Consider the following 26,312-nt stretch of genomic DNA (forward strand, 5'->3'; position numbering starts at 1 on the left):
AGGGATGGTGCCGGGCGGGCGCTGAGGGTGCAGCGCCCGCCCGGGATCGAACTCAGAAGAAGCCCAACGGGCCCTCTGCGTAGGAGACCAGGAGGTTCTTGGTCTGCTGGTAGTGGTCGAGCATCATCTTGTGGTTCTCGCGTCCCACGCCCGACTGCTTGTACCCGCCGAACGCGGCGTGCGCCGGGTACTGGTGGTACGTGTTCGTCCAGACCCGACCGGCCTCGATCGCCCGACCCGCGCGGTACGCCGTGTCGCCGCTGCGGCTCCACACGCCGGCGCCGAGCCCGTAGAGCGTGTCGTTGGCGATCGAGATCGCGTCGTCGTAGTCGTCGAACGAGGTGACCGACAGCACGGGACCGAAGATCTCCTCCTGGAAGATCCGCATGTCGTTCGTGCCCTCGAACACGGTCGGCGCGACGTAGTATCCCTCGCTGAGGTCGCCGCCGAGGTCCACGCGCTCCCCGCCGGTGAGCAGTCGAGCTCCGCCCTGCTTTCCGATGTCGATGTAGCTGAGGATCTTCTCCAGCTGATCGTTCGACGCCTGCGCGCCGATCATCGTCGCCGGGTCGAGCGGGTTGCCCTGCACGACCTTGCCGACACGCTCCAGCCCGTCGGCGAGGAATCCGTCGTAGATCGACCGCTGGATGAGCGCGCGCGAGGGGCAGGTGCACACCTCGCCCTGGTTCAGCGCGAACATCGTGAAGCCCTCGAGCGCCTTGTCGTAGAAGGGGTCGGAGGTCGACCGGGCGACGTCCTCGAAGAACACGTTCGGGCTCTTGCCCCCGAGCTCGAGAGTCACCGGGATGAGGTTCTGCGACGCGTACTGCATGATCAGGCGTCCCGTCGTGGTCTCCCCCGTGAAGGCGACCTTGCGGATGCGCTTGTGCTGTGCGAGCGGAGCGCCCGCCTCGATGCCGAAGCCGTTGACGATGTTGACCACGCCCGCGGGCAGCAGGTCGCCGATGATGTCGAAGAGGAAGAGGAGGGATGCCGGGGTCTGCTCGGCCGGCTTGATGACCACGCAGTTGCCTGCGGCGAGCGCGGGAGCGAGCTTCCAGACGGCCATGAGGATCGGGAAGTTCCACGGGATGATCTGGCCGACCACTCCGAGCGGCTCGTGGAAGTGGTACGCGACCGTGTTCTCGTCGAGCTGGCTGATGCCGCCCTCCTGCGCCCGCAGCACGCCGGCGAAGTAGCGGAAATGGTCGACGGCGAGCGGGATGTCGGCGGCGAGCGTCTCGCGCACCGGCTTGCCGTTCTCCCAGGTCTCGGCGACCGCGATGCGCTCGAGGTTCTCCTCGATGCGGTCGGCGATGCGATTGAGGATCACGGAGCGCTCGGCCGGGCTGGTCTTGCCCCAGGTGGCGAAGGCCTTCCAGGCGACGTCGACCGCGCGGTCGATGTCCTCGACCGTGCCGCGCCCGACCTCGGTGAAGGGCTTGCCGGTGACAGGGCTGATGTTCTCGAAGTACTGGCCCTTCACCGGATCGACGAGCTCGCCGCCGATGTAGTGCCCGTACCGGGGGCGGTAGTCCGCGATCGATCCCCGCTGACCGGGTGCCGCATAGGCCGCGGACGAGGGTGCGGCGGAGACGTCTTCTTCGACGATGGTCATCGGTGACTCCTTCGACGGGCCGCGGCTCCGATGCCGCGCGCTGTGGTGTCGACGGTAGGTCGTCGAACGTTGCGATCAGGTGCGCAACGTTGCAGGGGGTTGCACGCCTCAGCCGGCCTCGATGCGCTCGATCCGCGCGACCAGGCCGGCGCGCTTCGGCGAGCGGGCCGGCAGCATCTCCAGGGCGAGGCGCAGGGCCTCGGCGTCGCCCTGCCCCTCCGGGATCTCCGCGTACGCGAGGAGCACGTCGAGGCTGGCCTCCGACAGCATCACCTCGCGCAGCGCCGCACGCACGACGTCGCGGAACTCCTCGACGCCGGGCGAGGTCGACTCGGGAAGCACGGCACCGCGGTAGGCGGTCAGCGCGACGCGGTGCGCGCCGCGGTCGAGCAGCGACAGGACGTCGTGCGCATCCGTCTCGAGCGTCACGGGCAGTCGGTAGGGGCGCGACTCGGGCACGAGATCCGGCGCATGCTTCTCGAGCACCTTCCGCAGACGCACCATCTCGGGGCGCAGCGTGTCGGGCGACGCCTCCTCGCCGTACACGAGATCGCTCAGGCGCTCAGCCGACAGACCCTGACGGTGGACGGCGAGCATGAGCAGGATCGCCGCATGACGCGCGGTGAGCTCGATGACCGACTCCTCGAGCTCGGTCTCGACCTCGAGGCGCGCCCGGTCGCGTCCGAGCACGTGCAGCGTCGCGCGCCTCGTCGGCTTCGCGCGTGACGAGAACGTGGTGGGGCGCCTGGTCTCGCTGCGCTCCCGCAGTCGCGCGACCATGAGCTCCGACTCGACGGCGCGGGCCGTGGCGTCGACGAGGAGGCGCGCCTGGGTCGAGACGACCTCGTCCCCTCCCGTGATGTCGATGACGCCGAGCACCCGTCGGGTCTCGGGGTCGTGCACCGGCGCCGCCGTGCACGACCACGGGTGGACGAGTCGGTTGTAGTGCTCCGCCCCCTTGATCTGCACGGTGTGTCCGAGAGCGAGCGCGGTCCCCGGCGCTGTCGTGCCGACCGCGTCCTCCGCCCAGTTGGCTCCGGCGACGAAGCCCATCCCGTCGGTGAGGGATTGGAGCTGACGGTCTCCCTCGATCCACAGGAGCCGGCCGGCCTGGTCGCCCACCGCGATGACGACGCCGGAGTCCTCGGACTCGCCGGGGAGCAGCAGCGCGCGGATCATGTCCATCGCAGAGGCGAGCGGGTGCGCCAGCCGGTAGGCGTCGAGTTCGTCGGAGACCAGCTCGAGGCGGGGCGCCTCCTCGGGGCCGACCCGACCGCGCCACGACCGCACCCACGACTCCCGCACGAGCGGGCGCACCTGCTGCAGGCGCTGATCGTCGAGATTGCCGGCGATCAGCTCCTCGTGCGCACGCTCGATGAGCAGTCGGGATGCCTCCGGCGGGTTGTCTCGAGAGGTCTGCCACGACGCGATCACGGTGTCTCCCATCGTCATCGGTGGAACGTGGTCTCAGTGTAGGAATCGCACCATTCGGACGATACCCCGATATATCGGAATGCGCAGTAGGTGTGCGGCGAGCGGATGAGGCGGGAAGCGACGACGGCCGACAGGAGGGGCAGTACGCGACGCAGGACAACGGGATGCTCGCATCGATCCCCTCCGAGGACTACCGCGGAAAGCCGGTGTGGAACATCTACCCGCTCGACGAGGCGGAGTGGGATCCGATGACCGGGCGGCCCGACCTCTCGACCGCCAAGCACCCAGAGCCGCCGTTCCTCAAGGCACCCAGCATCGATGCGGCGAGCGCCACACCCACGCCCACGCCCACACCGGAGCCGCAGGTGTCCGAGACACCGGCACCGTGACGGCCATGGGCGAGCGCATCATCTCGATCGACATCACCCATCTCGTGCGCGCGGCCCTCGGGCAGCAGTCTGAGGCCGAGGACTCGGAGGACTGAGCCCGGGATGCGGCCCTCGCAGGTCGCATGCCGGGCCCGACCGTCGTCGTGCATGCCCGAATGACGTGTGCATGCCCGATCCGTCGGATTCGGCATGCAGACGCACATCGGACCTGCAGATGCGCGCACGCCCACCCCCATCGGACCTGCACACGCGCGCACGGCCGCCGGCTCAGAGTGCGGCGAGGCCCGGCTCAGCTCCGGCTCGCCCACCATTCGCGGAGCCTCTGCCCGGCGGCATCCGGACCGATGACGCCCTCGTCGAGGCGCAGCTCGAGCAGGAACCGGTACGCCTCGCCGACCTCGCGCCCGGGAGCGATGCCGAGGATCTCCTGGATCCTGTTGCCGTCGAGCTCCGGACGGATCGAGTCGAGCTCCTCCTGCTCGCGCAGCGCCGCGATGCGCGTCTCGATGTCGTCGTAGGCGCCGGCGAGGCGCGACGCCTTGCGCCTGTTGCGCGTCGTGACGTCGGCACGGGTGAGGATGTGCAGCCGCTCCAGCTCGTCGCCGGCATCCCGCACGTACCGGCGCACGGCGGCATCCGTCCACGCGCCCTCGGCATATCCGAAGAAGCGCAGGTGCAGCTCGATGAGCTTCGCCACGGCATCCGTCGTCGCGGTGTCGAAGCGCAGCGCCTGCAGGCGTTTGCGCGCCATGCGCGAGCCGACCACGTCGTGGTGGTGGAACGAGACCGCTCCGCCGTCCTCGAGCTTGCGCGTGCGCGGCTTGCCGATGTCGTGCAGTAGCGCCGCGATGCGCAGGGCCACATCGGGGGCCTCGCCGGGATGCCGGGACCGCTCGAGATCGATGGCCTGACTCAGCACGGTCAGCGAGTGCTCGTAGACGTCCTTGTGGTGATGGTGCTCGTCGACCTCGAGGCGCAGCGCGCTCACCTCGGGCAGGAACTCCTCGATCAGACCCGTGTCCACGAGCACGCGGATGCCGCGCACGGGGTCGTCCGTCTGCATCAGCCGCACGAGCTCGGACTGCACCCGCTCGGGACTCACGATCGACAGGGTCGCGCGCAGCCGCTCGATCGCCTCGGCGGTCGCGTCGTCGATGCGGAAGCCGAGCTGGGCGCTGAATCGCGCGCCGCGCAGCATCCGCAGCGGGTCGTCGCCGAAGGAGACCTGCGGGTCGGTGGGCGTGCGCAGGACCCCGGCGACCAAGTCCTCGACTCCCCCGGTCGGGTCGACCAGGGTCACGGCCGGGACTCGCAGCGCCATCGCGTTGACGGTGAAGTCGCGGCGCACGAGGTCGCCCTCGATCGTGTCGCCGAACTCGACCGTCGGCTTGCGGGTCGTGCCGTCGTAGCTGTCGGCGCGATAGGTCGTGATCTCGACCTGCTCGCCCTGCACACGGGCGCCGATGGTCCCGAATGCGCGGCCGATGTCCCAGTGCGCGGACGAGATCGGCGTCACGATGCGCAGGATGTCGTCGGGCAGGGCGTTCGTGGTGAAGTCGAGGTCGTGGGTGGGACGACCGAGCAGCGCGTCGCGCACGGGACCGCCGACGACGGCGAGGTCGAAGCCTGCGGCCGCGAACGCCTCCGCGAGGGTGCGGACCACCGGATCCTCGGCGAGCGCACCGAGTCGGGCGAGGCCCTCGGCCATGTTGAGCATGGGTTCCAGCGTACCTGCGGCCGTGACCCTCGCATCCGCCCCGGAGGCCGTCGCCGCGTTCACCCGCGGCTCGTCGCCGAGTTCACCCGCACGTCGCCGACACGTCAGCCCGAGGTCATCTCCTTTCGATGGGCTGAGGGCGCCCCGTGCGGCTGAGCACGGATCCCCACCCCACGAAGGACAGACATGACCTCCCCCACCCCTGCGGTGCGGTGGCGGCGCTACGGACTCGCGTCCGCCGCCGTGATCGCGCTGCTCGGAGGCGCCGTCGTCGCGCCCATCGCGACCGCCGCGCCCGACCCCGAGGTGCCCACCGGCTCGCTCATCACCGGCGACACCACCTGGCGCTACCTCGACGACGGATCGGACCCGTCGCCCGCACCGGCCGCCCTGCGCGACTGGACCCTGCCCGATTTCGACGACAGCGCCTGGAAGTCGGCGCCCGGATCGTTCGGCGCCAAGAACGGCAAGCTCGCGGCCGTCGGCCCGGTCACCCCGAAGACGCTGCTGAATCACTACCTCGACGGCACGAAGGCACCGACGGTGCCGACGTACTTCTTCCGCACGACGTTCGACCTCGAGGCGGGCGTCGCCGAGCAGGTCGCGGCGCTGCGCAGCACGATCACCTACGACGACGCGATCGTCGTCTGGATCAACGGCGAAGAGGTCGCACGCTACGTCGACGGCCGCATCACCGACACCGTCAACGTCGAGTACGCGGGAGACTCGAACGGCGACCCGCTGACGAGCACGTTCAGCGCCGAGGGCACGCTGCTGCACGACGGCGAGAACGACATCGCCGTCGCCCTGTTCCAGGACCGCGAGTCGAGCTCCGACATCTACTTCGACATGTCGTCGCTCACCCTTGTCGAGGCGTCGGACCCCGGCTCGCCGGTCATCGCACCGCCCACCCGCGTCATCCTGACCCCGACCGAGCAGCCCGCGATCTCGCAGGCGTTCTCGTGGCTCGCGGGCGACGCGTCGCACACGGTCGGCCAGGTGGAGATCGCGCCGGCCGCCGGTGGCGACAGCCGCATCGTCGACGCCTACGACGCGGGCGTCGTCAACGGCAACCCGAACAAGCACTTCTCGGCCACGGTCACGGGCCTCGCGCCCGCGACGGCCTACAGGTACCGCGTGGGCCTGCCCGGCAACTGGAGCGACTGGTTCGAGTTCACGACCGCCGACCCGAGCGCCACGGACTTCCAGTTCATCTACTACGGCGACGCGCAGATCGGCCTCGACACCACCTGGCCGAGCGTCGTCAAGCAGGCCGAGGCGAACGCGCCCCGATCGATCGGATCGGTGCACGCCGGTGACCTCATCAACACGTCGAGCAACGAGAACGAGTGGCTCAACTGGTTCAAGGGCATGGAGGACTCGGCCGTCCGCACGAACGTGATGGCGGCTCCGGGCAACCACGAGTACTCGGGCGACAAGCTGCTGACGGCATGGAAGGCGGCGTTCGAGTACCCGCACAACAACCCGTCGACGAGCACGATCGGCGACCTCGCCGACCTCGCCAAGGGCGACAGCCCGGTCGCGCAGCAGTACCGCGCGTACTTCGATCACTGGTCGTCGTTCGCGGCGGAGACCGCGTACTACACCGACTACCAGGGCGTGCGGTTCATCACCCTGAACGCGACGCGCGACACCACGTTCCTCACCCCGGCCGGACTCCCGTCCTGCACGGGTGCGGAGTGCCCGTCGACCCAGGTCGCCGTGCTGTGGACGCGCTTCCAGGCCGCATGGCTCGACCTGCTGCTGCAGAACAGCCCGTCGAAGTGGAACGTCGTCACGTTCCACCAGCCGGTCTTCTCGGCCTCCGAGGGGCGTGACGAGCCGGTGCTGCGCGCCGAGTGGCTTCCCGTCTTCCAGCGCAACGACATCGACCTCGTGCTCATGGGCCACGATCACACCTATGCCCGCGGCTACGTGAACACCGATGCGACCGAGACCCCTGGCATGACCTCGGGCCCCGTCTACGTCGTGTCGAACTCGGGCGCGAAGCACTACGAGCTCGAGACCCCCGAGAAGAACGTCTGGACCAACAACGGCGCCACCCAGGTGCTGCGCGGGCAGGGCGTCACGACCTACCAGGTGATCGACGTCTCGAAGAACCAGCTCGTCTACCGGTCGTACCTGGCCGAGAAGCAGCCGGACGCCACCACCGACCTCGCGGTCGGCGACGTCTACGACACCTTCACGGTGACGAAGTCGGATGCCGGTGAGAAGTACGTCACCGAGGCCGGCGTCACCCCGCCGGTGATCGAGGAGCCGAAGGCTCCCGAGATCGAGCTCGACACCGCATCCGTCGTCGCCGGCGGGAAGATCGAGGTGTCGGGAACCGGATTCGAGGCGGATGCCGCGCTGCGGTTCGAGCTCCGCTCCGACCCGGTCGACCTGGGCACGGCGACCGCCGACGCATCGGGCGCGTTCAGCCGGACGCTGACGATCCCGGCGGCCACGCCGGCGGGCGTGCACACGCTCGCGGTCATCCTGGCCGACGGCACCGAGGTCACCTCCCCGGTGACCGTCACGGCCGCGGCAGGTGGCGAAGCGACGACGCCGGGCACCGGTGGCGCGACCGCTCCGGGCACCGGCGGGGCGACCGACGGCTCCCTCGCGACGACGGGTGCGGACAGCACCCCGTACATCGTGGGTGCCGTCGTGCTGCTCGCCCTCGGCCTCGGCCTGTTCGCGATGCGGCGTCGCCGCCACGCGCACACCACGGAGTCCGCCGAGTAGGCACGGCATCCGTTCGGGGGCGTCGTCGGGCTTCGGCTCGGCGACGCCCTCGTCCGTGTCGGCCAGCCCGATCGACGCGGGCCTGACGAGCGACGCCGAGACGGGGTGCGCCCGATATGCCGCCGCGCCTAGGATCGGGCACGTGACAGCAGACGAGCGGCAGAACCCCCGCGATCCGTCGCGACGCGGGTTCCTCAAGATGGGCGGCGCCGCCCTCGCGGGCGCCGTCGTCGGCGGAGCGGGCGGCGCGGCCATCGGAGCGGGCGTCGCGGCAGGGAATCGCGGCGGCTTCGCCTCCGATCCCGACCCGTTCGCGGCCCTCACCCCGCGCAGCGAACCGGGTTTCGACCACCTCGTCGTCGTGATGGGCGAGAACCGCTCGTTCGACAACCTGCTCGGGTACCTCTACACGACGGCGACACTGCCGAAAGGCGAGACCTTCGAGGGACTCGCGTTCGGGACGCACAGCAACACGGCATCCGACGGGACGACGGTCGAGGCGCACGTGTATCGGGGCGACACCGACCGGATCATGAGCTATCCCGACCCCGATCCGGGCGAGGAGTACCCGCACGTCAACACCCAGATCTTCGGCACGGTCGATCCGAAGGGCAACGCGGATCTCTTCGCGGAGCAGATGACCGCGCCCTTCAACGCTCCGACGAGCGGCGAGAAGGCGACGATGTCAGGGTTCCTCGAGGACTACATCATCAACTTCCGCAGGCTGAAGGGCGGAACACCGCCGAAGCCCGCCGAGGCCGCGCACATCATGGGGTCGTTCTCCCCCGAGATGCTGCCCGTCCTCTCCACTCTCGCCGCGGAGTTCGCGGTGTTCGACCACTGGTTCGCCGGCGTCCCGTCGCAGACGTTCTGCAACCGGTCGTTCTTCCACGCCTCCACGTCGCACGGCTTCGTCACGAACCAGGGGGGCGAGGGCTTCAAGAAGTGGATCGACGCGCCGGCGGCACCCACCGTGTTCAACCGGCTCGAGGACGAGAAGCTCAGCTGGAAGATCTATATCGACAAGATCCAGCTCGTCTCGTACACCGGGATGCTGCACGTGGCCGTGCTCGAGAAGTACTGGCGCACCGAGCACTTCGGCACCATGGAGGACTTCTACGCCGACGCCGAGAACGGCACCCTGCCGGCGTACGCGTTCATCGAGCCGCGCATGGTCTACGACCACAACGACTTCCATCCCCCGTTCGGCTCGCCGCGCGAGGGCGAGGTCGACGGACAGGAGGTGTTCGACAGCGCGATCTCCGACGTCCGCGCTGGCGATCGCCTGATCCACGACATCTACGAGGCCGTGCGCACGAGCGCGTCGCCGAAGGGCTCGAACGCCGTGAACACCCTGCTGCTCATCACGTTCGACGAGCACGGCGGCACCTACGACCACGTGCCGCCTCCTGCGGCGACGAAGCCCACGAAGGACACCGGCCCTGGCGAGATGGACTTCACGTTCGACCGTCTCGGATGCCGGGTTCCGGCCATCGCGGTATCGGCGTACACGAAGCGCGGCACGATCGTCCACGACGAGATGCACCACGGCTCGGTGACCGCGACGCTGTCACGGCTGCACGGTCTGAAGCCTCTCAACGACCGGGACCAGTCGGCCAACACTCTCTTCTCCGTCGTGAACCTCGACAAGCCACGGCATCCTGCGGACTGGCCGGTCACGACGCCGGCCTACACGCCGCCGAATCCCGAGCGCGGCGAGCCGAAGCCGGGGAGCCCGGAGCACCTGAAGCCGCTCACGCCGCCGGCGCGCGGTCTGCTCGGCCTGCTGATCGCGAAGTACGGCACGCCCGGCGAGCCCGAGCCGCAGACGTTCGCCGATGCGTACCGCCTGCTCCACGAGCACGGTGAGGAGCTCTTCGGGCCGCCCCAGGCATCCTGACCCCACCTCCGGTCAGGGCCGGCGCGATCACTCGATCCCGCGCCGATCGTCGCGGTTGGCGCGCCGGCGGGAGACGCCGAGAAGCACGCCGCCCAGCACGAGGACGGCTGCTCCGGCGGCCGCCCACGCGAACGTCTTGGGACCGAGTCCGGTGTCCGAGAGCACTCCGCCGTCGCTGCTCGGCGGCGTGGTCGGGGTGACGGTCGGATCGACCGGCGGGTCCACCGGCGGGTCGACCGGGGGCACCACGACCGCCGCGAGCGTGAAGTCCTGGTCGACCACGGCCTCCCCTGCGGCGGTGATGACGACCGTGCGGGTCGGTGATCCGACGATCGTGCTTCCGGCGGGTGCCGTCACCGTGAGGGTATACGTGCCGGGGGGCAGCTCGTCGAGCCCGTACGTGCCGTCGGCCGCGGTCGTGACGGGGGAGGAACCCTCGTCCGTGCCCACGGTGATCGTCACCCCTCCGGCGGGGGCTCCCCCGTCGGTCAGCACTGTTCCCGCGACGGCTCCGAAGCGGGCGAGGGCGAAGTCGACGCCGGTGATGTCATCCGCCGCGACCGTCTCTTCTCGCGACGTCGCCCCGTCCGGCGCGTAGCCGTCGGGAACCGCGACGCTCACGGTGTAGTCGCCGCTCGGCAGCCGCGGGAAGTCGTATGCGCCCGTGGCATCCGTCGCGGTGGAGAGCGACTGGCCGTCCGGCCCGGATGCCGTCACGGCGACCCCGGCGACCCCGATGCCGTCGGACGTCACGACGCCGCTGAGCGTCGCGTTCTCGGTGAACACGAAGTCCGGCAGCGTGATCGGCACCTCGCTGTCCTCCGGCACGACGAGCGGCTGCAGAGGCGTCGTGGTCGAGTAGCCGGGCACGGCGTCGACGAGCACCGAATGCGGCCCCGTGGCGACGGTGTCGAAGAGGTAGAAGCCGTTCGCATCGGTGGTCACCGGCGGCCCCGCGTCGACGCGCACGGCGACGCCGGCGAGGGGGTTTCCGTCCGCGTCGACGACGCGACCCGAGACGGCCACCGGCACGATGTCGCGCACCGTGAAGTCGGCGACGCCGTCGACGGTGGTGAGGTCGACGGAGCGCGCCGGCGAGTCGACGGTGATCTTGCCGTCGGGAACGGCCAGGCGCACCGTATAGCCGGGCGCCGCGACGATGCCGGGGAACGAATACGTCCCGTCCGGCGCCGTCGTCGTCGTTCCGACCAGCGTGCCGTTGGCGTCGAACAGCTCCAGCTCGGCCCCCTCGAGCGCGCCGTCGGCGACATCCGACACCGCGCCGGTGATGTCGCGCGCGATCGAGGCGAACCACGTCTGGTAGATCGGGAAGCCGGAGCGGCGCGTGAAGAAGAAGGTCAGCGAGCTGATCGGCGCCGCGGGCTCGAACCATGCGGCGGCACCGCTCGTGTCGACCGCGCCGGCGTTGCCCGTGAGGGTCAATGTGGCCGGGTCCCAGGTGGGGACGTCCGCCGAGTCGCCCGTGCACGACGGCTTGCCCGCGAGACCGGGCGCGCAGTAGTTGAAGCCGCCGCGGAATCCGAGCTGGGCCGCGGTGAGGGCCTGTCCGTTCGCACCGATCGCCTGGATGCGCACGGCATCCGCATCGATGTCGCCGAGCACGAACGTCCATCCCGACGACGGGGTCGGGTTCTCGAACGAGTAGGTGGTCGTCGAGGCTCCGTTCGCGGTGTCGGCGCGCGGCCGCAGGTTGAGGTACTCCTGATCGCGGCTGGTGCCGTACTTGGCCCCCACGGGTGTGGCCTCGGACAGCCAGGTGCTCGCTCCCGAGATGACGCCGACCTGACCGGCGCGGGAATCGCTGGTGACGTCGGCGGTGATCTGCGGCGCGGCGGCGATCTGCACCGAGGTCGTGTAGGCGCCCCCCGAGCCGGTCAGGTCGTCCCAGCCCGCCCAGGAGGTCGTCGTCGCGGCCGCTGCGGGCAGCGCTCCTGCCACCACGGCGAGAAGGGCGATGGTCCCGATGATCACTCCGCTACGACGCGCACGCATGCGGCCAGAGTATCGGCGGACGCCGCTCAGGGGAATGCCGGAATCCTGCCAGGCGACGAGCGCTTCTCCCCCCGGGGAGCGCGTCGAGCGCGGGGACGAAGGGAGGTCAGCGGTTCGCGACGGCGGCACCGACGACGAGAGCGTTCGTCACCACGATGACCGCGGCGATCTCTTCGCTCGGCTCCGCGCCGTTCCTGGTGCATGGGCGTTCGGGGCGACCCCGGCGCAGGCCGACGAGCTGCTCGATCTGGTGCTCACCGGGGTCAAGACCGGCACGGCCTCGTCGCTGTGGGACTACGAGGCCACGAGCGACCCGCAGCCCTTCGCCGGCGAGCTCAGCATCGTCCTCGACGGGCGGGGCGAGCCGCGCGCGGTGATCGAGACCCTGAGGGTCGACACCGTGCCCTTCATGCAGGTCAGCGCCGAGCACGCCTACGCGGAAGGCGAGGGCGACCGCACTCTCGCTCACTGGCGCGAGGTGCACGAGCGCTACTGGCGCACCCACTCGGAGAATCCCCGCGGGTTCGCCCCCGACATGCCGGTGATCTGCGAGACCTTCCGGGTCATCCACCCGGGCTGATCAGGCAGGGTCCCCCTGCACAGGTCCCTCGGTGTTCGGCTTCCACCCGAGGGCGGGAGCGACGTGCTCGGCGAAGGCCTCGAGCACGTGGAGGTTGTACTCCGGTCCGAGCTGGTTGGGGATCGTGAGCATCAGGGTGTCGGCGGCCATGACGGCCTCGTCGGCGAGCAGCTGCCTGATGAGCACATCGGGCTCGGCGGCGTAGGTCTTGCCGAACGTCGAGCGGTACCCGTCGATGATGCCGATCTGATCGGCGTTCTCCTCGCTGCGGAGTCCGAAGTACGCGCGGTCCATGTCGGACACGAGCGGGAAGACGCTGCGGCTGACCGAGATGCGCGGCGTGCCGGTGTGGCCCGCCTCCTTGTAGGCGGCGCGGTACAGGTCGATCTGCTCGCGCTGCAGCTCATGGAACGGCACGCCGGTCGCCTCGGTGAGCAGCGTGGAGCTCATCATGTTGAGCCCCTTGCGACCGGTCTCCTCCGCGGTGGCGCGCGAGCCGGACCCCCACCAGACGTGGTCGCGGAGCGTCGGCGACTGCGGCTCGACGGCCAGGTAGCGGCCGGGTCCCACCATCCGGGGGTCGCCGGGTGCGAGGGCCTCGCCATCGATCGCGCGCAGGAAGAGATCGAACTTCTCCCGGGCGATGACACCGCCGCGCTCCGGGTCCTCCTCGTCATGGAAGCCGAACGTCTCGTATCCGCGGAGCGCCGTCTCGGGTGAGCCACGACTCACGCCGAGCGCGATCCTGCCGTCGGCGATGAGGTCGAGGGCGGCCGCCTCCTCGGCGAACTGGAACGGGTTCTCGTAGCGCATGTCGATCACGCCGGTCCCCACCTCGATGCGCTCGGTGCGCGCCGCCATCGCCGACAGCAGCGGCATGGGCGACGCCGCCTGGCGCGCCCAGTGGTGCACGCGCACGTACGCGCCGTTCACCCCGAGCTCATCGGCGCCTTCCGCGATCTCGATGGTCTGCTTCAACATGTCACCGGCGGTGCGGGTCGCCGAGCCGGGCACGTCCGCATAGTGCCCGAACGAGAGGAATCCGAAAGCCTTCATGGTGTATTCGAACGCATGGATGCGGTGATGTATTCCGGAGTCACGGGCGGGCGAGCAGCAGACCGTCGAGCACGAGCTGGCGGATGCGGGGCTCGAGGTCCGCCCAGAGCTCGACCAGTGGCACCTCGAACAGATCGGCGATCGCTGCGACGATCTGCATGACCGTGAGCTCGCCGTCGCAGGCGCCGACGAAGGCGGCGAGCGCCGGGTCCACGGCGATCGTGCGCGCGAAGCCGCCCCCCTGACGCAGTTCGATGATGCTCGGATCGTCGTTGCCAGGAAGCAGGTGGCGCGCCTCGGTGACGTCGGATGCGGTGACGAGGGCCTCGGGCAGGCCCTGGCCGAGCAGATCGTGGGCCGCCACCCCGGCGCGCAGCGCGCTGCCGACGTTCGCGATCGGCTGCGACAGCCTCTCGAGACGGCGCAGGGGCGTCGCCTCGCCTGCGAGACCCGCAGGCCGTCGGATGAGGATATAGCCGAATCCGACCGCGGTCACGCCGCGCGCCTCGAAGTCGTCCAGCCAGGCGGCGAGCAGGGGCGTGAAGCCCGTGTCGCGCGGCGTGGTGCCTCCGTCACGGATCCACAGCTCGGCGTAGGCCAGAGGCGACAGCTCCTCTCGCTGCACCACCCACAGGTCGAGGTCGTCGACCACCCAGGACGCGAGCCGGTCGAGACCGGCACGACCCGTCAGCTCCGGCTGACCGCCGCGCGACTCCCAGTTGCCGAGCAGCTGCGCCGACCCGCCGGGCGCGAGGAACTCGGGCACGCTGCGCACGAACTGCTCGACCAGGGCGTCTCCCACGAGCCCTCCGTCGCGGTATTCGTACTCGGGCACGCCGTCGACACGGGGGGTGATCACGAACGGCGGGTTCGACACGATCAGATCGAACGTCTCCCCGGCCACGGGCTCGAACATGCTCCCCCGGCGGAAGTCGATGGAGGCCACTCCGTTCAGCTGCGCGTTGAGCTCGGCGTACGCGAGAGCGCGCTCGGAGATGTCGGTGGCGACGACGGACCCGGCGTGGCGGGCGACGAGCAGCGCCTGGATGCCGCATCCCGTGCCGAGATCGAGAGCTCGATCGACCTCGACCGGCATGACGATCTCGGCCAGGGTGCGCGAAGCGCCGCCCACGCCCAGCACATGGTCGGCGGGGAGCGGACCGTCGAGGGCCACCTCGTCGAGGTCGCTCGCGATCCACCATTCGCCGATCCCCTCGGCGTCGACGAAGGACTGCGGACGGACGAGCGCGGTCGCGACGACCGTCTCTCCGACGACGCGTCCCAGCCCGAGAGCCTCGAGGCCTCCGACGCCGAGGGCGGGCAGCGCCGTTGCGACGGCCCCGGCAGGCTGCGGCATCCCCAGCACGAGCAGGCGGCCGAGGGTGGCGAGCGTGCCGTCGTCGCCGTGGATCGCACGGAGGATGGGTTCGCGCATGCCCCTCGCCAGAGCGTCGTCGGCCTCCTCTCCCCACAGGCGGCGGAGCGGCTCCGAGCGGAAGTCCGCGGCGTCGAGATCGGCGGCGAGCGCGCCGGCGAGGATCGGATCGGGGACGGGGGCGGGGGTGTCGGACACGGCCGTCACTCTACGCGTCTTCAGCGTTCTCCCTCAGCCGCCCGCCTAGAATCACAAGGTCACCACTCACGAGCAGCCCGGGTTCCCGGCGTTCGAGGAAGACCTCCATGACCGCGACCACTCTCGAGAACGGCCCCCGCGCGCGCCTGCACCGTCTGGCACGCCGGTCCGTCGTCTTCGCGATCGTTCTCGGAACCTGCGGATCCGGGGCAGGCAGCGCCTTCGCCGCCGACGGCGCGGTCGCGGACACCACCCCCGTCGAACTGCACGTGACGGCCGGAGTTCGCGGCACCGTCGCCCCTGGCAGCGCGACGACCGCCTCCGTCACGGTGCAGAACGACTCCGAGACGCGGCTCTCGGCGGGGCAGGTCAGCATCGAGCTGAACCGCACGCCGCTCGACGACGGGCAGGCCGTCGACGCCTGGCTCGACGACTCCGACGCCGACGGCGCCTTCGACGAGATCGGCACCGATGCGATCTCCGGCGTCGACCCCGACGGTGCGGTCACCGCATCCCTCACCATCGCGCAGGAGAGCCTGGCGGAGCTCGCTCCCGGCGTCTACCCGCTGCGGGCGAGCCTGTCGGCAGTGCAGGACGACGACGCGGAGGCCATCTCGTCGACCAGCGTGCTGGTGGTGACCGCGGCACCGACTGCTCCGGTCGCCGTGATGGTGCCGATCACCGCCACCCCGCAGGACGGCGCGCTGCTCACTGCCGAGGAGCTCGCCGCTCTCACCGGAGCGGACGGCGATCTCACCGCCGCGATCGACGGCGTCGCGGGCACCTCCGCCGTGCTCGCCATCGATCCGGCCATCCCCGCGGCGATCCGGGCGCTCGGGTCGGCGGCTCCGGCGCAGGCCGTGGAGTGGCTCCGTCAGCTCGACGCCCTCCCCAACGAGCGATTCGCGCTGCAGTTCGCCGATGCCGACGCCACGACGCAGTCGCAGGCGGGACTCCCGGACCTCCTGAAGCCCACGACGCTGGCCCCGTTCCTCTCCCCTGGCAACTTCGCGGCGACGACCGTCGCCCCGGGCGCCACCCCGACGGCCGCGCCGTCTCCGTCGCCCACCGAGGGTCCGGTGCTGCCGGACGACGAGACGCTCACCGTCGTCGAGGGTGCGGTCCCCGGCATCCTGTGGCCGCGCACCGACCTCTCCACCGCTGACCTCGCTCTCTTCTCCGCCTACGTCGGCGGGACGGCGACCACGGTCCTCTCGTCCTCGTCGGTGGGGGGCGCGGTCGGCGCGCACGCGACGATCGGCGACGCGGACGCCCTCATCGCCGACGCCGCGGCATCCGACGCCCTCTCGCGCGCCGCGGGCGAGGGCGACACGGCCGTCCGGCAGGGCTGGCTCGCCGAAGCCAGCGCCCGCCTGTACCTCTCGGGACTCGACAGTGCCGGCGCCCCTCTTCTGGTCGCCCTCGACCGCGACGAGAACCGCCCCGCCGATGCGCTCAAGGAGACGATCTCCGCCGTCGACTCGTTCGGCGTGGGCCTCGAGGCGGTCCGCACGGCTCCGGCGGCGACCGCGGCGCTCACGACGGATCCCGACACCTCCCGCGGGACGTCCCTCCAGCAGATGCTCGCGAGCGAGGGGCCGCTGACGCAGTTCGCGAGCGTGCTCGACGATCCGCAGCTCCTCCTCGGCCCGAAGCGCATACAGATCATGAGGGCGACCGCGGTGGGCCTGAGCGGCGACGGCTTCGAGGATGCGGTCGCCGACGTCGACGCGGCGACGGCCGACACGCTGGACGCGATCGACATCCCTCCGGCGAGCACCATCCAGCTCCTCTCGGCGAACGCCGATCTGCCCTTCTCGGTGCGCAACGAGCTGCCCTGGCCCGTCAACGTCACCCTCACCGTGCTGCCCAGCGACACCCGCCTCGAGGTCCAGCGCGTGACACCGTGGGTGATCCAGCCGGGCACCACGACGCGTGTCAAGGTGCCGGTGTCGGCACGCGTCGGAAGCGGCGAGGTGAGCCTGCGACTCGAGCTCTCGAGCCCGACCGGCGTCCCGATCAGCCAGCCCGAGACCGTCCGCGTCTCCGTGCGTGCGGAATGGGAGACCATCGGTCTCGCCGTGTTCGGAGGGCTGATCGTCCTGCTGCTCGGCCTCGGCATCATCCGGACCGTGCGCCGCCGGCGTCGTGAGTCCGCCGAAGAGGCGGCGGATGCGGAGAAGGATGCCGACGCGGAGACGGATGCGGACGCGGACAAGGATGCCGGCGCGGCGAGCGCGACGGCGAAGGAGTCGAATGAGTAGTCTCGGCCGCGCCAGCGCGCTGATCGGCGCCGGGACGCTCATCTCGCGCGTCACGGGTCTCGTCCGCACCATCGTGCTCGTCGGCGTGATCGGCTCCGTCGGAGCGGGGGCGGCCGACGCGTTCGCGATCGCGAACCAGCTGCCAAACAACGTCTTCTCGCTGATCTCGGTGGGCGTGCTGACCGCCGTGATCATTCCCCAGATCGTGAAGGCCACGGCCGACGCCGACGGCGGTAACGCCTTCATCTCCAAGCTGTTCACGCTCGGCACGGTCGTGCTCGTCGTGATCACGGGTGTCGCGACGATCGCCTCGCCCTGGTTGGTCTGGCTGTACGCGGGCGCCAAGGGGTCGCCGGAGTTCCTCGCCCTCGCCACGGCGTTCGCCTACTGGTGCATGCCGCAGATCCTGTTCTACGGCCTGTACGCACTGCTCGGCGAGGCTCTGAACGCGCGGCGCATCTTCGGGCCGTTCACCTGGGCGCCGGTCGTCAACAACATCGTGTCGATCATCGGCTTCCTCATCATCGCGGCCCTGTTCGGTGGACCTCTCACGCGGGTGTCCGACTGGAGCCCCGCGATGATCGCCGCTCTGGGCGGCACCGCGACCCTCGGCATCCTGATCCAGGCCGCGATCCTCCTGGTGTTCTGGCGCAGCACCGGTCTCTCGCTCCGCCCCGACTTCCGCTGGCGCGGGGTCGGCCTCGGCAACGTCGGCAAGCTGGCGGGGTGGACGTTCCTCATGGCCCTCGCGAGTCTCGTCGCCGGTCTCGTGCAGACGCAGATCCTCACCGACGCCTCGGGCGTCGGCGCCTCGGTGGCGACGTTCCAGTACGCCTGGCTGATCTTCATGCTCCCGTACTCGATCATCGTGCTCTCGATCGGCACCCCGTACTTCACGCAGATCAGCGAGCACGCCGCCGCCGGTCGCGACGCCGAGGTGCGTGCGGACATCGCGCAGAGCATCCGCACCCTGCTCTTCTTCATCGCCGCGGCGGTCGCGGCCGTCGCCGCCGCCGCGATCCCCGCGTCCCGTGTGTTCACGAACGCGGCATCCGATGCGGCGGATGCCGCACTGGTCCTGCTCTGCTTCCTGGTGTGCCTCGTGCCGCTCACCGTGCTCTTCATCGTGCAGCGCACGTTCTACGCCTATGGCGACACCCGCACGCCCTTCTGGTTCACGGTCTTCCAATGCGGCCTCGTCGTGCTCAGCGCCTTCGTCGCGCAGTGGCTCCTGGCCGCAGACGCGATCGAGGTGACCGCCCTGGCGGCGACCATCGCTCTGGGGCAGTCCGTCGCGAGCACGATCCAGACCGTGCTCGCCGTCTGGCTCCTCCACCGCCGCCTCGGCGGCCTGCAGATCCGCGGATGGATGACCGCCGTGCTGCGGTTCGCGATCGCCGCCGTCCCCGCCGGCCTCGCCGGCTGGGGCGTCTTCCTGCTGCTCGGCGGGCCCACCGGCTGGACCACCGCAGACAAGCTCCAGGGCGCCCTGGGGACGTGCATCATCGGGCTCGCCGTGCTGGTCGTCTACGTCGTCATCCTCGCGCTCCTGCGGGCTCCCGAGCTGAAGGCCGCCGGCTCGATGGTGCGGCGCTTCCTGCCCGGCCGCTGACCTCCCGGCGAGGGAATGCCCCGCGGTTACCATTGGTTGAAGCAGTCGAACGTCCGGCGACGCGTGAGCGACCCGGACACCGCACCGATCACGGAGAGCACATGCGTCAGGTCATCATCATCGGCTCCGGCCCCGCCGGATTCACCGCCGCCATCTACGCGGCGCGCGCGAACCTCAAGCCGCTGCTCATCGCCAGCTCGGTGGAGGTCGGCGGCGAGCTGATGAACACCACCGAGGTCGAGAACTACCCGGGCTTCCCCGAGGGCATCCAGGGTCCCGAGCTCATGGCGAAGTTCCAGGAGCAGGCCGAGAAGTTCGGCACCGAGGTCGTGTACGACGACGTCACCGAGCTCGACCTCGCCGGCCCCGTCAAGAAGGTCACGCTCGGCAGCGGCACCGTGCACGAGACCCGCGCGCTGATCTACGCGACGGGCTCGGCCTACCGCAAGCTGGGCATCGAGGGCGAGGAGCGTCTGTCGGGCTACGGGGTCTCCTGGTGCGCCACGTGCGACGGCTTCTTCTTCCGCGAGAAGACCATCGCCGTGGTGGGCGGCGGCGACTCGGCGATGGAGGAGGCGACCTTCCTCACGCGTTTCGCGGACAAGGTCTACGTCATCCACCGCAAGGACTCCCTGCGTGCGTCGAAGATCATGCAGGAGCGTGCGTTCGCGAACGAGAAGATCGCCTTCGTGTGGAACAGCGAGGTCGCGGAGGTCCTCGGAGGCGACTCCGTCACCGGCGTGCAGCTGCGCAACACGGTCGACGGCACGCTGAGCGACCTTCCTCTCGACGGCCTCTTCATCGCGATCGGCAACGACCCGCGCACGCACCTGGTGCACGAGAAGCTCGACCTCACGCCCGAGGGCACGATCTGGGTCGACGGCCGTTCGTCGAAGACCACGGTCCCCGGCGTGTTCGCCGCGGGCGACGTGATCGACCCCACCTACCGTCAGGCGATCACCGCCGCCGGCTCCGGCACGGTCGCGGCGCTCGACGCCGAGCACTTCCTCGCCGACTTCGAGGATGCCTCGGTCGAGTTCCCGGCGGCAGAGGCCGCCGAGATCATCACGGCCTGACCCGGGAACACTTTCACCCCGCCCGCTGTTGTAGCAGGCGAACCTCGAATCAAGGAGAACTCTGATGAGTGCAAAGGCTACGAGCCAGGCGACCTGGGAGCAGGACGTTCTGCAGGCCGACGGTCCCGTGCTGGTGGACTTCTGGGCGGAATGGTGCGGCCCGTGTCGCATGGTCGCTCCGGTCCTTGACCAGATCCAGGCCGACAACCCCGAGAAGATCACCATCCTCAAGCTCAACGTGGACGAGAACCCCGAGCTGGCGATGAAGTACCAGATCACGTCGATCCCGGCCATGAAGGTCTTCCAGGGCGGCGAGGTCAAGACGACCATCATCGGCGCGAAGCCGAAGCCCGCTCTCGAGAAGGATCTCGCCGCTTTCATCGGCTGATCCTCCGGGAGAACAGAGAAGGTGCGGACCATCCGGTCCGCACCTTCTCTGTTCTCTGGGGTGACGACGATCCCGGGCGGGGTCGTGTGCAGTTCGTTCAGGACGGATGCTTGTCGGGCACCGGCACCGCGGGCAGGCCTCGTTGTGCGCGAGCTCGGTCGACGATCTCCTGGATCACCGGAGTCTTGGCGGCGCTGTAACTGCTCCCCCGTGACGCCGCTGCCACGGCGTCGATCTTCGCCGTGTCGTACAGGACCACGTCCTCGGGATGCGTCCTCAACCAGTCCCGCAGTATGCGCTGATTCACGTGCTCCCACTCTTCCGCCATGAAGAAGTGCGCGATGGCCGTGCGGGTACCGCCCGTTTCGAGCAGCATCACAGGATGTGTGCGCACCGAGCTCCCCAGCCGCCACCCGATCGACTCGAGGCCCGGGCGATGGCGCTCCACCTCGTCTCTGTCCACGACCCGCACGGCGATGTCGATGATGGGCTTGGCGCGCATGCCGGGCACGGCGGTCGATCCGATGTGCTCGATCACCCAATCCGGGTCTCCGTGTGCTGCCAGATCGACACGGAGATGCTCGAAACGGTCGGCCCAGGACGGGTCGTACGGCACGAGCATCCGCGCCATGACGTCAGTTCGCGTCCGCGACCGAGGGATCCCAGCGGCGGTGACGCTGCTTCTCGTCGAGGAGCCCCCACACGGCTGGGGTCAGCTCCGGGTACTCGAGAGAGATCTGGCGGAGCACCCGGTAGTGGCGTGCGGCGTTCGGACGCACCCCGTCATTCGCCGTGATGTTGTCGGCGCGCAGCAGGTAGACGACCAGCTCGTCGACGCTGGGCAGCTCCTCCATGAACTCCCACGGGTCCTCTCCCCCGAGCAGTCGCTCCTGGATGAGGACAGCGAGTTCGTCCGCCGCTTCGGCGCGCAGGACCTCGAGGCTGGCGCGGCGCGGGACGGACTCGGTCATACCTCCAGCCTACGTCGCCTGCCGGCGGGGTCGGCGCTCCACGGTCAACTCGTCGGTCATCTCCTCGAGCTCCTTGCCCTTGGTCTCCGGCACCTTGAAGTACACGAAGAAGAAGGACAGGAGAGCGAAGAACGCGTAGAAGCCGTAGGCGAACGTGAGACCGATCTCGGCGAAGGCGGGGAAAGTGGTCGAGATGAAGAAGTTCGCGGCCCACTGCGCTGCCGCCGCCACGGCGAGGGCGCCGGCGCGGATGGAGTTCGGGAAGATCTCGCCGAGGAGCACCCACACCAGGGGTCCCCAGGTCGCGCCGAAGAACACCACGAATCCGTTCGCACAGATGAGCGCCACGGTCGCCCACGGGTCGGGCAGCGTCGCCGTGCCCTCGGCGTTCAGCGTGCCGAACGAGAACGCCAGTGCCATGAGCCCCAGCGTGACGGTCATGCCGACCGACCCGACGAGCAGCATGATGCGCCGCCCGATCTTGTCGACCAGCAGGATCGCGACGATCGTCACGACGATGTTCGTGACCGACGTGATGACCGAGGTGAGCAGCGCGCTCGACTCGTCGAATCCGACGGACTGCCAGAGCGTCGTCGAGTAGTAGAAGATGACGTTGATTCCGACGAACTGCTGGAACACGGAGAGCAGGATGCCGACCCAGACGATCGGCTTCAGGCCGAGCCGGCTTCCCCGCAGATCGCGGAGGGACTCCGACTTCTCGGTGTCGATCGTGCCGGTGATCTCGGCGATCTTCGCCTTGACGTCGACGGCACCCGTGACGGTGGTCAGCACCTCGGACGCACGTTCGATCTCGCCCTTGCGCACCAGATAGCGCGGCGACTCGGGGAGCCGCAGGGAGACGATGCCGTAGACGAGCGCGGGGATCGCCGCCACCATGAACATCCAGCGCCACGCGGTGAGGCCCCAGAGCGGCTGGTCCGCCTCCCCTGCGATCCCCGCGAGGAGCGCGTCGGAGAGGAGTGCCGCGAAGATACCGGTGACGATCGCGAGCTGCTGCAGGGAACCGAGTCGTCCGCGGATCGCAGCGGGCGACACCTCCGCGATGTATGCGGGGGCGATGACGGATGCGGCGCCGACGCCGAGTCCGCCGATGACGCGCCAGATGATGAGGTCGACGACGCTGAACGCGAGACCCGAGCCGATCGCCGAGATGAAGAACATCGCGGCGGCGACGACCATCACGGGGATGCGGCCGCGTTTATTGGCGATGGGACCGGCGAACCAGGCGCCGACCGCACAGCCGATCAGGGCCGACGACACGGCGAAGCCCTTGAGGCCCACGCCGAGGTCGAACCCGGAGACGTCGCCCGCAAGGGCGTCGACGGCTCCGTTGATCACGGCCGTGTCGAACCCGAAGAGGAACCCGCCCAGCGCCGCGGCGATGCTGACCGCGATCACCTTGCGCTTGATGCCCGATGGACTCTCTGCTCTGGACATGGTGTCGCCCCCTCATCGTCGCGATGTCGCGAGTCTAGGGGACGCACCGGACGCTAGGGGCGGATCACGCCGTTCCGAAGTTCGATTCGCCGAGCTCCTCGAGAATGCGGTTCAGATCCTGGATCGAGGCGAAATCGATGATGACCTGGCCTTTGCGCGCACCCAGCGAGACCTTCACCCGGGTGTTGAGGCGGTCGCCGAGGTTGCCGGCGACCTCATCCAGGTAGGCGCGACGCGCACCGGGTGTGGGCTTCGCGGTGCGCCCGGGCGTGGCGGGCTCGGACTTCGCGGCCACTTCCGTGGCGCGGACGGAGAGATCCTCATTGACGACCTTGTCGGCCAGGCGCTGCATCGCCTCCGGAGTGTCGAGGCTCAGGATGGCGCGGGCGTGCCCGGCGCTCAGCACACCCGCGGCGACCCGCTGCTGCACGGGGACGGGCAGCTTCAGGAGTCGGATCGTGTTGCTGATCTGCGGACGCGACCGTCCGATGCGAGCGGCCAGCTGCTCCTGGGTGATGCCGAAGTCCTCGAGTAGCTGCTGGTACGCCGACGCCTCCTCCAGCGGGTTGAGCTCCGAGCGGTGGAGGTTCTCGAGCAGCGCGTCACGCAGGAGGTCCTCGTCCGCCGTCTCGCGCACGATGGCGGGGATCGCGTCGAGCCCCGCCTCGCGAGCGGCGCGCGTGCGACGCTCACCCATGATCAGCTCATAGTCGCCGTCGCTGTTCTTCCGGACGACGACAGGCTGCAGCACGCCGAACTCGCGCACGCTGTGCACCAGCTCCGCGAGATCCTCGGGGTTGAAGTGCGTACGGGGCTGTCGCGGATTCGGAACGATCTTGTTCGGGTCGACGCGGACGAGGTGGATGCCGGGAACGGTCTCCAGCTCCGCGGTTGCTGCGGAGTCCGCCGCGACCTCCGGGGCGGCAGCGCCGGAGGCCGACGCCTCCGACGGGCGGATGCTCGCTCCGGGGAAGAACACGTCGACAGGCCGTTCTGCCTGGTCGGCGGTGGGAATGAGGGCGCCGATCCCCCGGCCCAGTCCAGTGCGCTTCGCCATCATCTCTCCTTGCTCTGCGTCGCCACTCGCGACGCGATCTCGACGGCTGCCTCGCGGTATGCGACGGCGCCGGCCGACTGCCCATCGTAGGCGATCACGGTCTGTCCGAAACTCGGGGCCTCCGACACCCGCACGGAGCGCGGGATGACGGTGTCCAGCACCTGCTCCGGGAAGTGCGTCCGTACCTCTTCGGCCACCTGCTGGGCGAGACGAGTGCGGCCGTCGAACATCGTCAGCAGGATGGTCGAGAGGTGGAGCTCCGGATTGAGGTGCTTCTGGATCATCTGGATGCTGCCGAGCAGCTGGCTCAGCCCTTCCAGTGCGTAGTACTCGCACTGAATCGGGATGAAGACCTCCTGCGCCGCCGTGAACGCGTTGATGGTCAGCAGGCCGAGCGAGGGCGGACAGTCGATGATGACGAAATCCATCGGATTGCCGGCGAGATAGTCATCGAGAGCCCGTCGCAGTCGGTGCTCGCGGGCGACCTGTGCGACCAGCTCGATCTCCGCTCCCGCCAGATGGATCGTGCTCGGAGCGCAGAACAGATTCTCATCCTCGGGGCTTTGCTGCACGATCTCTGCGAGCGGGAACTCGTCGATCAGCACGTCGTACACGCTCGGCGTGTCCGCGTTGTGGGGCACACCGAGGGCTGTCGATGCATTGCCCTGCGGGTCCAGATCGATGACCAGCACCTTGGCGCCGAGACCGGCGAGGGCGGACGCGATGTTCACCGCGCTCGTCGTCTTGCCGACGCCGCCTTTCTGGTTCGACACCGTCAGGACACGTGTCGCCCCGGAGAAGTCGATCTTCACGTCGTCGAGAATGCGGCGACGGGCCGACAGGTCTGCGAGCTCCCGCGCGAGCGGGGTGTCCATCCCGAAACTGTCTTTCGGTGATGCTTTCTCGGTCTGTTTCACGTGAAACATCACTCCTTTCGGGGCCGTGTTCCACTCTAATCGCTGAGGCCGACGTTGCTCGCCGGCGCGCGAACCATGCACCCACGGTCCCGTGTGCGGATGCGCCCACCCCATCGAAGAACGGGCTCGCCACCACCACTCCCCCGCGTCCTCCCGCTCCGAACGCGAAAGCGGCCGGTCCGATGGGCGCAGCCCATGTGCACCCCCCACGAACGCAAAGACATCCCTCGGATGCCGGGCGACGTCCAGCCACGGCTGCATCAACGTCGCCGCGCGGAACGACGTGCCGGCTGCCCAGGAACCCAGGAATCGCGACGGGTCGGCTGCGACCTGCAGACTGCCACAGCCGGCATGACGCCCTGCGTCGGGCAGTCTCGAGCAGGCATCGCGGGGTTCTCCCGCGCTACAGAGCTGCAGTCCTCATCACCGGCGGGGGGTGACAGTGATCTCTGATGCTGGCCCCTGGACTGGTGCGCTCGACCATGGCTGGTCCCTCTTCAGACGGCCGAGTTGCTCCTCTGTCACACGGGTGCGGATGCTGCCTACGTCGCAGGCGCGGATCACTGGGTGCTCCCCCTCGATCGCGTCTCCCTCGACCATTTCGCGACGCACCCGACCCCAGGCCGTCGCGTCGTCCCCTGCGGCACCGACTCGCCCCCCCGCTACCTGGCGTGCGCACTCTGGTGGGGCACCGCTCTCAGTCGGGGCTCTGTCGCCTCTGAGTTCGTCTCCATCGCGTACCGGCTGGGATTTCCGTCCCTCCTTCTCTTACCTAGGCACTGTTCTCGCTCCGGCGCGCAGTCCCTGCTTGCGAACCAAATGATTGCGTAGATCACATCCGAATGAGCATCAGCCGGTGCGCAGCGTCACCTCCAGTCCCCACCGCCCGCAATAAGCAGCGGTGGGCGCCACTGCCAGGGCCTCGGCTCGTCGCTTGGCCGACCGGCCCGCGTACCATCGCCACTCCGGTCCTCGAGACCCGGTCGTTGCACTTGCCGGTCGACCATCGACGTGCGACACACTCCCGTCGCTCCCTGATCTCCGCCGATTGTCAGATGCTCTGCGAACCCTTCGATTTCTGCGCGGTCCTGCACGTCGGAGATCGGGGGCTCGGTGCTTGTAGCCGTGCTCCACGGTCTGACGTCTAGACGATCGTCATCGTCATTGATCGGCGCAGTCACGCAGGCCTGTGATCTGCGCCTAGCGACCTTCCCCTGGCCTGCGTCTCTGGTTCTTGCGCGCACTCGTTTCAAGGGCGCGAGCGCTCTCGCACCGGCGATGTCCTAGCGGATAACCCGGCAAGTTTCACGTGAAACATTGCAACGGACTCTGGTTTAGAGCTGATGTCGAGATGCCGATACAGAGACGGTCGACCGAGGGAACACGGCCCGCAGTGTCCGCTCCTGAGAGCGCCTCATCCATCAGTTTCACGTGAAACATCTGGCACCGCTGTGACGCAGATGGCTGATGAGGAGACAGACATTCGAGATGCCCGAACTGAGGGCTGCACGGCCGTCAACGTCCTCTCCCGCAGGCAACCT

Annotated in this window: 19 protein-coding genes; 8 read left to right on the forward strand and 11 right to left on the reverse strand. The window is 69.4% G+C overall.

What is annotated here, in order from left to right; all coding sequences use genetic code 11:
- Window positions 1–52: 52 nt before the first annotated feature.
- A complete protein-coding gene (exaC, locus tag A4X16_RS15045; protein WP_067122025.1) occupies window positions 53–1,618 on the reverse strand; it encodes an acetaldehyde dehydrogenase ExaC in 1,566 nt (521 codons plus the stop codon).
- A 108-nt stretch (window positions 1,619–1,726) separates the two neighbouring features.
- Complete coding sequence (locus A4X16_RS15050) at window positions 1,727–3,070, reverse strand: GAF domain-containing protein (protein ID WP_231880391.1); 1,344 nt, start codon at window positions 3,068–3,070, stop codon at window positions 1,727–1,729.
- Between the two features lie 146 nt (window positions 3,071–3,216).
- On the opposite strand from A4X16_RS15050, the gene A4X16_RS15055 reads away from it, so the two are divergent.
- Window positions 3,217–3,441 (forward strand): hypothetical protein, encoded by a 225-nt coding sequence (locus A4X16_RS15055; RefSeq protein WP_157560236.1) that lies wholly within the window; start codon window positions 3,217–3,219, stop codon window positions 3,439–3,441.
- Window positions 3,442–3,730: 289 nt separating this feature from the next.
- Here A4X16_RS15055 and A4X16_RS15060 read toward each other — a convergent pair whose 3' ends face one another.
- Window positions 3,731–5,158, reverse strand: a complete 1,428-nt coding sequence (locus tag A4X16_RS15060; RefSeq protein WP_067122034.1) for a CCA tRNA nucleotidyltransferase — start codon at window positions 5,156–5,158, stop codon at window positions 3,731–3,733.
- Window positions 5,159–5,344: 186 nt separating this feature from the next.
- Here A4X16_RS15060 and A4X16_RS15065 point away from each other — a divergent pair, with 186 nt between their 5' ends.
- A complete protein-coding gene (locus tag A4X16_RS15065; RefSeq protein WP_067122037.1) occupies window positions 5,345–7,906 on the forward strand; it encodes a purple acid phosphatase family protein in 2,562 nt (853 codons plus the stop codon).
- 142 nt (window positions 7,907–8,048) lie between these two features.
- A complete protein-coding gene (locus A4X16_RS15070) occupies window positions 8,049–9,806 on the forward strand; it encodes an alkaline phosphatase family protein (protein WP_231880392.1) in 1,758 nt (585 codons plus the stop codon).
- A 27-nt stretch (window positions 9,807–9,833) separates the two neighbouring features.
- On the opposite strand, the gene A4X16_RS15075 is transcribed toward A4X16_RS15070, so the two are convergent.
- Window positions 9,834–11,819, reverse strand: coding sequence for an MSCRAMM family protein (locus A4X16_RS15075; protein ID WP_067122039.1), 1,986 nt, complete (start codon window positions 11,817–11,819; stop codon window positions 9,834–9,836).
- 34 nt (window positions 11,820–11,853) lie between these two features.
- Between A4X16_RS15075 and A4X16_RS17585 the strand changes: the two genes are divergently transcribed.
- Window positions 11,854–12,399 (forward strand): ASCH domain-containing protein, encoded by a 546-nt coding sequence (locus A4X16_RS17585; RefSeq protein ID WP_082914489.1) that lies wholly within the window; start codon window positions 11,854–11,856, stop codon window positions 12,397–12,399.
- Here A4X16_RS17585 and A4X16_RS15085 read toward each other — a convergent pair whose 3' ends face one another.
- Together A4X16_RS15085 and A4X16_RS15090 are read right to left on the reverse strand one after the other, a co-directional pair.
- Window positions 12,400–13,455, reverse strand: coding sequence for an LLM class flavin-dependent oxidoreductase (locus A4X16_RS15085; protein ID WP_067122042.1), 1,056 nt, complete (start codon window positions 13,453–13,455; stop codon window positions 12,400–12,402).
- Between the two features lie 40 nt (window positions 13,456–13,495).
- The gene (locus A4X16_RS15090) at window positions 13,496–15,037 is read right to left on the reverse strand and encodes a DUF7059 domain-containing protein (protein ID WP_197491851.1); all 1,542 of its coding nucleotides are present in this window, start codon (window positions 15,035–15,037) and stop codon (window positions 13,496–13,498) included.
- A gap of 98 nt (window positions 15,038–15,135) precedes the next feature.
- Between A4X16_RS15090 and A4X16_RS15095 the strand changes: the two genes are divergently transcribed.
- The 4 genes from A4X16_RS15095 to trxA all read left to right on the forward strand — a co-directional run bounded on the left by A4X16_RS15095 (window position 15,136) and on the right by trxA (window position 20,368).
- A complete protein-coding gene (locus A4X16_RS15095) occupies window positions 15,136–17,292 on the forward strand; it encodes a DUF6049 family protein (protein ID WP_067122045.1) in 2,157 nt (718 codons plus the stop codon).
- On the forward strand, window positions 17,285–18,904 hold the full coding sequence (gene murJ / locus A4X16_RS15100) for a murein biosynthesis integral membrane protein MurJ (RefSeq protein WP_067122048.1): 1,620 nt from the start codon (window positions 17,285–17,287) through the stop codon (window positions 18,902–18,904). Before A4X16_RS15095 ends, murJ begins: the two co-directional genes overlap by 8 nt.
- Window positions 18,905–19,005: 101 nt before the next feature.
- Entirely contained in the window at window positions 19,006–19,980 is a 975-nt protein-coding gene (gene trxB / locus A4X16_RS15105; RefSeq protein WP_067122051.1) for a thioredoxin-disulfide reductase, read from the forward strand.
- Between the two features lie 64 nt (window positions 19,981–20,044).
- Entirely contained in the window at window positions 20,045–20,368 is a 324-nt protein-coding gene (gene trxA / locus A4X16_RS15110) for a thioredoxin (RefSeq protein WP_067122053.1), read from the forward strand.
- Between the two features lie 97 nt (window positions 20,369–20,465).
- Here the strand turns inward: trxA and A4X16_RS15115 are convergent, their stop codons facing one another.
- The 5 genes from A4X16_RS15115 to A4X16_RS15135 form a co-directional block, all read right to left on the reverse strand.
- A complete protein-coding gene (locus A4X16_RS15115; protein WP_067122056.1) occupies window positions 20,466–20,999 on the reverse strand; it encodes a GrpB family protein in 534 nt (177 codons plus the stop codon).
- Between the two features lie 4 nt (window positions 21,000–21,003).
- Window positions 21,004–21,339, reverse strand: coding sequence for a tryptophan synthase subunit alpha (locus A4X16_RS15120; RefSeq protein ID WP_067122059.1), 336 nt, complete (start codon window positions 21,337–21,339; stop codon window positions 21,004–21,006).
- Between the two features lie 9 nt (window positions 21,340–21,348).
- Window positions 21,349–22,797 (reverse strand): sugar porter family MFS transporter, encoded by a 1,449-nt coding sequence (locus tag A4X16_RS15125; protein ID WP_197491852.1) that lies wholly within the window; start codon window positions 22,795–22,797, stop codon window positions 21,349–21,351.
- 64 nt (window positions 22,798–22,861) lie between these two features.
- On the reverse strand, window positions 22,862–23,854 hold the full coding sequence (locus A4X16_RS15130; protein ID WP_082914490.1) for a ParB/RepB/Spo0J family partition protein: 993 nt from the start codon (window positions 23,852–23,854) through the stop codon (window positions 22,862–22,864).
- Window positions 23,854–24,729: a ParA family protein gene (locus A4X16_RS15135; protein WP_231880393.1), complete on the reverse strand. Its 876-nt coding sequence runs from the start codon at window positions 24,727–24,729 to the stop codon at window positions 23,854–23,856. The genes A4X16_RS15130 and A4X16_RS15135 overlap by 1 nt, the downstream gene beginning before the upstream one ends.
- Window positions 24,730–26,312 lie beyond the last annotated feature (1,583 nt).

Source organism: Microbacterium sp. H83 (assembly GCF_001650405.1).
Classification (GTDB): Bacteria; Actinomycetota; Actinomycetes; order Actinomycetales; family Microbacteriaceae; genus Microbacterium.